Here is a 6,588-nt window from a genome sequence, read left to right as displayed (position 1 = left end):
ACGCCCGCGCCGCCGCTGGGCATCACGCGCCTGGCGGGGGATCTGGCGGCGGACTGAAGGGGAAGTGCTAAGTGCCAAGTGCTAAGTGCTAGGTAACTTTACTCAGCACTTCAGGACTTGGGACTTAGCACTTAGCACTTAGGACTATTCACCCAGCCGGGGACCGAACCAATGCTCGCATCCGCCACCCACCCCGCCCCGACTCCGAAGCCCAAGCTCTGGGGCGGCCGCTTCGCCGCGGAGCCGGCGCCGGAGATGGACCGGCTGAACCGCTCGCTGCCCGTGGACCTTCGTCTGTGGCGCGAGGACGTGGCGGGGAGCCAAGCGTGGGCCTCGGCCATCGCCGCGGCGGGGGTCATCACGCACGCGGAGTGGCTGCGGCTGCAGGCGGGGCTGGATGCCGTTGCCGCCCGCCTGGAGGGCTGGTCCGCCGACGACTGGCGCGGCGCGCACGACGAGGACGTGCACTCTCTCGTCGAGCGCCTGCTGTACGAGGAGGCCGGCGACGTGGCGGGGAAGCTCCACACCGGCCGCTCGCGTAACGACCAGGTCGCCACCGACTCGCGCCTCTGGGCGATGGGCGCGATGGCGCGGCTGGACGCGGCTGTGCGCGAACTCCAGCGCGCTCTCCTTGAGCAGCACGCGGTCCACCGGGAACGGGCAGCCGGCGATGGCGCCCGAGCCCAGCGGCAGCACGGCGATGCGGTGCGAGGCGTCCGCCAGCCGCTCGCGGTCGCGCGCCAGCGGCCACGCGTGCGAGAGCAGCCAGTGCGCGGCCGAAACCGGCTGCGCGCGCTGCATGTGCGTGTACGCCGGCATCACCGTGCCCACGTGCGCCTCCGCAAGGTCCACCAGCGCCTGCTGCACGCCGCGCAGCCCCAGGTCCAGCGCCGCGGCCGCCTCCATGCCGTACAGGCGGAAGTCCGTGGCCACCTGGTCGTTGCGCGAGCGCCCCGTGTGCAGCTTGCCGGCCACCGGGCCGGCCTCTTCGCCCAGCAGGCGCTCCACCAGGGTGTGGACGTCCTCATCCGTGGCGGCGGCCCAGTCGGCCTCCGTCCACCCCTCCAGCCGCGCGGCCACCGCGTCCAGACCCGAGCGCAGGTCCGCCGCCTCGGTAAGGGTAATGACGCCCGCCGCGCCCAGGGCCGAGGCCCACGCACGGCTCCCCGCCACGTCGTGCCGCCACAGCCGGCGGTCCACGGGGAGCGAGCGGTTCACCAGGTCCATCTCCGGCGCGGGGCCGGAGCTGAAGCGCCCGCCCCACATGCGGGCGCCGGGCACGGTGGGCGGCGTCTGGGCCGCCGTCAGGGGAGTGCAGGGCATCGTTCAGTCCGCGGCGGCAAGGGTGGGCGCAACGGCGGCCTCCTGCTCCTTGAGGGCGGCCACCCGGGCGGACAGGCCGAACAGGCGGATGAACCCCGCCGCGTCCGCCTGCTGGTACACGTCGTCCTCTCCAAACGTCACGAAGCGCTCGTCGTACAGCGAGTACGGCGACTGCCGCCCGGCCACCGACACGCTGCCGCGGTACAGCTTGAGGCGCACGGATCCCGTCACCCGCTGCTGCGTGGCGTTTACCAGGGCGTCCATGGCCACGCGCTCCGTGGTCCACCAGCGGCCCTCGTACACCAGGTCGGCGTAACGGGGGGCAATGAGGTCCTTGAGCCCCAGCGTGCGCCGGTCCAGCACCAGCTGCTCCAGCTCCGAGTGCGCGGCGTACAGCAGCGTTCCGCCGGGCGTTTCGTAGATGCCGCGCGACTTCATCCCCACCAGCCGGTCTTCTACCAGGTCGATGCGGCCGATGCCGTGCTCCCCGCCGATCTGGTTGAGCACGCCGATCAGCTCCACCGGGCCCAGCTCCTGGCCGTTGACGGCCACCGGATCGCCCTCGGCGAAGTCGATGGTGACGTACGCCGGCCGGTCCGGCGCCATTTCCGGCGCGCGGGTGAGCAGGAACAGGTCGGACTCCGGCTCGTGCGCCGGGTCTTCCAGCGGGCCGCCCTCGTGGCTCACGTGCCACAGGTTGCGGTCGCGGGAGTAGATCTTTTCGCGCGTGGCCGCGACGGGCACGGCGTGCTGCGCCGCGTACGCCAGGGCGTCCTCGCGCGAGCGGATGTCCCATTCGCGCCACGGGGCGATCACGGGCAGGTCCGGCGCGAGGGCGGCGTAGGTCAGCTCGAAGCGGACCTGGTCGTTGCCCTTGCCGGTGCAGCCGTGGGCCAGGTGTGTGGCGCCCACCTGCCGGGCGATCTCCACCTGCGCGCGGGCGATGATGGGCCGCGCCATGCTGGTGCCCAGCAGGTACTTGCGGCCATAGGTGGCGCCGGCGCGCAGCGTGGGCCACACGAAGCCGGTGACGAACTCCTCGCGCAGGTCCTGCACGTAGCAGGCGCTGGCGCCGCTGGCGATGGCCTTGGCTTCCAGCCCGTCCAGCTCCTCGGCCTGGCCCACGTCGGCGGCCACGCAGATGACGTCGGCGCCGTAGTTCTCCTTGAGCCACGGCACGATGATGGAGGTATCCAGTCCGCCGGAGTAGGCGAGAACAACGCGGGGATTCGGCATAGGATTCGGCTCGCTTTCAGGCGATGGTGTTGGTTACAGTCCGGCGCGCTCTCAGGAGTGCGGTGACGAAGTGCGTGAGTGCTGGGTGCGTGAGTGCGTCGGCTTGGGTGCGGGCGGCGGGCAGTGCCCGGTACCAAGGGGCCAGTGCCCAGTGCCCAGTGCCCAGTGCCCAGTGCCCTCGGACACTCTGCACTCACGCACTCACGCACTCACGCACTCACGCACACAGCACTAACGCACTTCCCTCACAACCGCGATCTCGTCGCAGGCGTGCAGCTTGGGACAGTTGCGGCAATCCGACCACACCTTGGCCGGGAACATCTCCTTGGGCACCGTGCGAAAGCCCAGGCGGTGAAAGAAGCCGTCGCGCAGCGTGAGGGCGAACACGGTGTTCAGCCCCAGCGTCTCCGCATCTTCCACCAGGCGGTCCACAATGCGGCCGCCCACGCCCAGCCCCTGCGCCGCCGGGCTCACCGCCAGGGAGATGACCTCCGCCAGCTCGGGCGAAAAGATGCGCAGCCCGCCGCACCCCAGCAGGCGCCCGCTTCCATCCACCGCCACCACGAACTCGCGGAACAGGCGCACCAGCTGCTCCCGCGTCTTGGGGAGCATGAGGTTCTGCGCCGCGAAGTGGTTGATGAGGGGCTCCACCTGCAGCATGTCGCTGATGCGGGCCGGCCGCACCGAGACGGATTCGCCCGGCGCCACCGGGGCCAGGTCCAGCAGTTCCGCGGTCGCCCCGCCAATCTGAGTCAGCATTCCAGAACCTCCTCCAGGATGGCCACGCCACGGCGCAGCTCGTCGTCGCTCACGATCAGCGGCGGCAGCAGGCGAACCACGTCCGCCCCCGCGGTGCACGCCAGCAGTCCGGCCTCCAGCGCGCGGGCCACCACACCGGCCGCGCCGTCCGTCTCGATCCCCCACATCATCCCCGCCCCGCGCACGCCGCGAATGCAGGGATGCCGCAGCGCCAGCGCGCCCAGCAGGTCGCCCAGCAGCGTAGACTTGCGCTGCACCTCGGCCAGGAACGCGTCCTCGCCGATCTTTCGCACCGTCGCCAGCGCGGCGGAGGCCACCAGCGGCCCGCCGCCGAACGTGGTTCCGTGGTCCCCGGGCTGCAGCGAGGCGGCGACCGCCTCCGTCATCAGCACGGCGCCCATGGGCAGCCCGCCGGCCAGCGGCTTGGCGAGCGTCATGATGTCGGGACGCACGCCGGACGCCTCGTGCGCCCACAGCCATCCCGTCCGCCCCAACCCCGTCTGCACCTCGTCGAACACCAGCAGCGCTCCGTGCTCGTCGCACAGGCTGCGCAGGGCGCGCAGGAACTCCGCCGGCACCGGGCGCACGCCGCCCTCCGCCTGGATGGGTTCGATCATCACGGCCGCCACGCGCCGGGTGCGCAGGATGGCCTCCACCCCTTCCACGTCGCCCACGTCCGCGAAGCGCACCCCCGGCATCAACGGGCGGAACGGCTCCTGGTACGCCGGGCGGTCCGTCACCGCGAGCGCGCCCATGGTCCGCCCGTGAAAGCCGCCGTGGAAGGCGAGAACCTCGTACTGCCGCCCCTGCGCCCAGCGCCGCGCGAACTTGATGGCGCCCTCGTTGGCTTCCGCGCCGCTGTTGCAGAAGAAGACGCGGTCGGCAAAGGAGTGCGCGGCCAGCCAGGCGGCCAGTTCGCCCGCGGGGTGCGTGCGGAACAGGTTGCTGGTGTGGATGAGCCCCGCGTCCAGCGCGCCGCGGATCGCGTCCGCCACGTCCGGGTCGCCGTAGCCCAGCGCGTTCACCGCGATGCCGCTGGTGAAGTCCAGAAAGCGGCGCCCGTCTTCCGCCACCATCCAGCACCCTTCGCCGCCCGTGAACGCCGGGCCGGCGGGCTTGTACACGCCCAGCAGGGCGGATGCGGTTTCAGTCGCCGGCATGGGCCGTCTCCCGTGTGGGGTGAATCCGCGTTCCCGCGGCGCCGTCCGTGATCATTTCCAGGTCGCCGATGCGCACGGCGCCCACCGATTCCGCGGCCCGCAGCGCCGCGCGCAGCTTGGGCCGCATTCCACCCGCCGCCTCGCCCGAGGAGAGCAGCGCGTCCGCCTCGTCCGCGTCCAGCGCCGACACCTCGGTTCCGCCGCTGCGCACGCCGCGCACGTCGCTTACGAAGAGCAGTTCATCCGCCTCCAGCGCCGCGGCGATCCCGGCGGCTGCGTCGTCGGCGTTCACGTTCAGCCCGCCGCCGTCCGCGCCGCGCGTCACGGGGGAGATGACGGGGGTGAGCCCCATCCCCAGCCAGCGGCGGATCAGTTCCGCGCGCACGGTCCGCAGCTCGCCCGTGCGGCCCAGCGCGCCGCCGTGGCTCACCCTGCCGCTCAGCAGCCCGGCGTCTTCGCCGCTCACGCCCAGCGCGTCCACGCCGGCGTCCTGCAGCGTTGCGGCCCACCGCTTGTTCACGGACCCGCTCAGCACCATCCGCACGACGTCCAGCACCGCGGGGGTGGTCATGCGCAGCCCGTCGCGCCACTCCGGCTCCAGCCCCAGCACGCGCTGCAGATCAGACACTTCCTTGCCGCCGCCGTGGACGAGGACGGTCTCCACTCCCGATGCCGCCACCGCGCGGGCGACGTCGCGCATCCACCCGGCGTCTTCGGCCAGGTTGCCCCCCACCTTGATCACCCTCACCGCAGCGCCTCCGTCTCGGGCCAGCCGAACATCAGGTTCAGGTTCTGCACGGCCTGCCCCGCCGCGCCCTTGCGCAGGTTGTCGATGGCGGCGACCACGATGAGCATGGGCGCGGCGACGTCGCGCACGGCGGTGACGCCGAGGGCGACGCGGTTGGTGCCCACCACGTCCGCCAGCGCGGGGAGCCGTCCCCCGCCGAACACCTGGATGAAGGGCTCCACTGCATAATCATCCATCCAGATCGCCGCGGGATCGCCCACGAGCGGAACGTGCAGCGGCACGTAGATGGTCTCCAGGATCCCCCGCTTCACGGGCAGCAGGTGCGGGGTGAACACCAGGTCCGGCGCGCTTCCCTCCGCCAGCGCGGCGGCCTGCGACCGCATCTCCGCCAGGTGCCGGTGGACGTTCCCCGCCGCGTAGGCGCTGAACCCTTCCGCGACCTCGGCAAAGAGCAGCTCCCGCTTGGGCGAGCGCCCCGCCCCGCTGACCCCCGACGCCGCGTTGATGATCACCGGGCCGGCCGTCAATCCGCGGCGCAGCAGCGGCGCCAGGGCCAGCGTGGCCGCCGTGGGATAGCACCCCGGGTTGGCGACCAGCCGCGCGCCGGCGATGCGCTCCCGGTGCAGCTCGGGAAGGCCGTAGACGGCTTCGCGCGCCCACAGCGGCGTGGCTTCCCCCGGCACGCGCAGGTCGGCGGACAGGTCGATGGCCCGCACCCCGGCCGCGTGCGCCCGCTCCATCCACTTGGCGCTTTCGCCGTGCGGCAGGCAGGAGATCACGCAGTCGCAGGCCGCCAGGTCGGCGTCCGCCGCGCGCACCAGCGCGGGCCCGGCCGCCCCGTGCACCAGCTCGCCCAGCGGCGTTCCCGCCTCCGACTCCGAGGTCGCCCAGGCGATGCTCGCCCGCGGGTGCGCCGCCAGAATGCGCAGCAGCTCGCGCCCGGCGTACCCGCCCGCCCCCAGAATCCCGATCTGTCCGACAGAATAGTTATTCATCTCAACGGAATACTATTCAGTTTGTGCGCCCACGTCAACCCGTTCCGCCGGAACGATGTTCCCAAGTGGTGCCGGAGCCACGGCTTACGCGCATGGAAGGCAAGTGGATGGGCTCTAACAGAGACACAGAGGCACAGAGGGGAAGTGGGAGAAGGGGTGGTATTCCTCCGAGTGCCGCGCCTCCGAGAGATCGTTTTCGCCCTTCTTCCAATCCGGGCCATCTCCTTTCCCGTCCGGACCGGAAGGCGTAAACGGATCGAATTTCCTTTGCTGCCCGTGGCGCGTTCTGCATGCGAGTTTCAGAATCTGTGCGGCCGGTGACGGCAATGGGGAGCGGGTTGACGGCCGGGTGTATTCCGAATCTTTT

At 71.7% G+C, this 6,588-nt stretch carries 5 protein-coding genes and 2 pseudogenes; 1 reads left to right on the top strand and 6 read right to left on the bottom strand.

Annotation, left to right across the window (positions count from 1 at the left end; all coding sequences use genetic code 11):
- Positions 1 to 171: 171 nt before the first annotated feature.
- Positions 172 to 585 (top strand): annotated as a pseudogene (locus VF665_RS25880) (lyase family protein); the annotation flags it as partial.
- A gap of 96 nt (positions 586 to 681) precedes the next feature.
- Here the strand turns inward: VF665_RS25880 and VF665_RS25875 are convergent.
- The 6 genes and pseudogenes from VF665_RS25875 to argC all read right to left on the bottom strand — a co-directional run.
- Positions 682 to 1,227: pseudogene (locus VF665_RS25875) on the bottom strand (lyase family protein); the annotation flags it as partial.
- A 99-nt stretch (positions 1,228 to 1,326) separates the two neighbouring features.
- Positions 1,327 to 2,559 (bottom strand): argininosuccinate synthase, encoded by a 1,233-nt coding sequence (locus tag VF665_RS08055; protein ID WP_331052896.1) that lies wholly within the window; start codon positions 2,557 to 2,559, stop codon positions 1,327 to 1,329.
- A gap of 231 nt (positions 2,560 to 2,790) precedes the next feature.
- A complete protein-coding gene (locus VF665_RS08050; RefSeq protein ID WP_331052895.1) occupies positions 2,791 to 3,318 on the bottom strand; it encodes an N-acetyltransferase in 528 nt (175 codons plus the stop codon).
- The gene (locus VF665_RS08045; protein ID WP_331052894.1) at positions 3,312 to 4,478 is read right to left on the bottom strand and encodes an acetylornithine transaminase; all 1,167 of its coding nucleotides are present in this window, start codon (positions 4,476 to 4,478) and stop codon (positions 3,312 to 3,314) included. The genes VF665_RS08050 and VF665_RS08045 overlap by 7 nt, the downstream gene beginning before the upstream one ends.
- The gene (gene argB / locus VF665_RS08040) at positions 4,465 to 5,226 is read right to left on the bottom strand and encodes an acetylglutamate kinase (protein WP_331052893.1); all 762 of its coding nucleotides are present in this window, start codon (positions 5,224 to 5,226) and stop codon (positions 4,465 to 4,467) included. The genes VF665_RS08045 and argB overlap by 14 nt, the downstream gene beginning before the upstream one ends.
- On the bottom strand, positions 5,223 to 6,221 hold the full coding sequence (gene argC / locus VF665_RS08035; protein ID WP_331052892.1) for an N-acetyl-gamma-glutamyl-phosphate reductase: 999 nt from the start codon (positions 6,219 to 6,221) through the stop codon (positions 5,223 to 5,225). Before argC ends, argB begins: the two co-directional genes overlap by 4 nt.
- Positions 6,222 to 6,588: the final 367 nt, after the last annotated feature.

This window comes from Longimicrobium sp., from assembly GCF_036387355.1.
In the GTDB taxonomy this organism is placed as follows: domain Bacteria; phylum Gemmatimonadota; class Gemmatimonadetes; order Longimicrobiales; family Longimicrobiaceae; genus Longimicrobium.
This window is presented reverse-complemented; position numbering and strand designations above follow the sequence as displayed.